This is a genomic window from Vibrio sp. 10N.261.52.A1 (assembly GCF_002876325.1).
GTDB lineage: Bacteria > Pseudomonadota > Gammaproteobacteria > Enterobacterales > Vibrionaceae > Vibrio > Vibrio chagasii.
Genome location: NZ_MCYD01001228.1, coordinates 1 through 1,526 on the forward strand (window position 1 = coordinate 1; position 1,526 = coordinate 1,526).

2 protein-coding genes are annotated in these 1,526 nt (G+C 42.5%); one reads left to right on the plus strand and one right to left on the minus strand.

The window, feature by feature from the left end; genetic code table 11:
• The first annotated feature begins 309 nt into the window (after positions 1-309).
• Positions 310-1,140: an AraC family transcriptional regulator gene (locus BCT81_RS25950; RefSeq protein ID WP_102426330.1), complete on the plus strand. Its 831-nt coding sequence runs from the start codon at positions 310-312 to the stop codon at positions 1,138-1,140.
• Positions 1,141-1,238: 98 nt separating this feature from the next.
• On the opposite strand, the gene BCT81_RS25955 is transcribed toward BCT81_RS25950, so the two are convergent.
• A partial coding sequence (locus BCT81_RS25955) for a DUF3024 domain-containing protein (protein ID WP_102426331.1) occupies positions 1,239-1,526 on the minus strand: 288 nt, incomplete at its 5' end.

Sequence of the window (1,526 nt, forward strand, 5' to 3'; positions counted from 1 at the left end):
GAAATGGTATACAAACTGGGAGACGTTTTAGAAGTAGTTCTCTCTGAAGTTAATCAGGAAAACCGTAACTTAGTAGCAAAACCTACTCAAGTATTTGCGGACTTGCCTAGCGAGCCTGAAACAACAAACGAAACCGAAGCTTAATAGCTGTAAAGGATAAGCCTTTCAAGGTCAAAGCTTTCAAGGTCATAAGCTTCAAAGGTTCACTTCTAAAGGCGCTAATTATTAGCGCCTTTTTTGTAAATGTCTCATGCTTAAACAATACTAAAACTAATAAGCAACTCGTTTACAACGTCAAAGAAGCACATTATGTCATCAATAACAGTTACTCAATTCAGAAACTTCATCCCCAGGAAACGAGAACGGTACCCCGCCTCTAAAAATGGTATTTTCATCGTTTCAAAAGGCAGTATCTCTTTCGTGCTCCCCGATGGCACCGAAGCCTCATTGCAGGCAGGCGATTTCACACTTTATAACTCAGGCCAAATCAAAGACATCACAGTAGATACAGAAAACGGCGAATTCAGCGCAACCTGCTTAGATTTTGATTTAGATATTTTCCAGAAGTTCATAAACCAATTCAGTGACCTAGAATCCACCCGAGTCCCCAACCAGTACATCAAATTCAACCAAACCGATACCGAGATCTGCGAACTGAAAGACCTCATCATGTCTTTAGCTCATTCTTCAACTAAAAATGACTACGCACTCACTCAATTAGGCTTAGGTTTGCTCTCACTGATGGTCGAACAATACCCTGCTCTGTTGGTTATCATCGCACGTGCTTCAAGGTTAACAGTGACGCAAAAAGTCATTCACTACATTGAACAGAATATTGAAAACAATATCTCTTTGGATACGCTCGCCAGTTACATGGGCATGTCGCCAGCCACCCTGAAACGTCGTTTATCGGCTGAAGATCTTTCGTTTTCAAACTTATTGAAGATTAAGCGTATTGCTCATGCCGCAACGCAACTGAGAACGTCGACTAAATCCATTACCCAAATCGCTTATGAGTCTGGCTTTAAGAGCGCTGCGCACTTCAGCACAGCCTTTAAAACGTATCATGGGAAGACACCGAAAGATTTCCGTTCTCTCATCGCACAATCTCAATTACAAAGCATGAAACCACAAGTGTAAGACGCGGCCTGCCACCCAGAACAAACTATTTGCTTGATTGAGAATGAACAGAAAGCGTAGCTCTAGTGCCACCGCCACCAGCGAATTAAAACAGACCTTTATGACCAAAAATACGATTTAGGGTCTTTTTCAATCTCAGCCAACACTGCTTCAAGGTCTTTCGATTTAGGAAGATACGGGTAAGGTCCCCAAGCCACAGTATCAGACCGTGCATCCTCTTCTAATGGCACTGTAATCAGCCAACATGCTAACGGCTCATCAAAAGTCACGCAGGCAACGTCGTTTGTGTAATCACTATGAGATGAGTCGAGCAGATAATGCGCCTGTGAGAACATCACACCGCCCTCACACTCTTCAAATAAGGATTTTGAAGTGGTCAAGTAAAA

Excerpts from the sequence above, each read along its gene's own strand:
- BCT81_RS25950 (WP_102426330.1), top strand. The coding sequence starts at position 310 with ATGTCATCAATAACAGTTACTCAATTCAGAAACTTCATCCCCAGGAAA.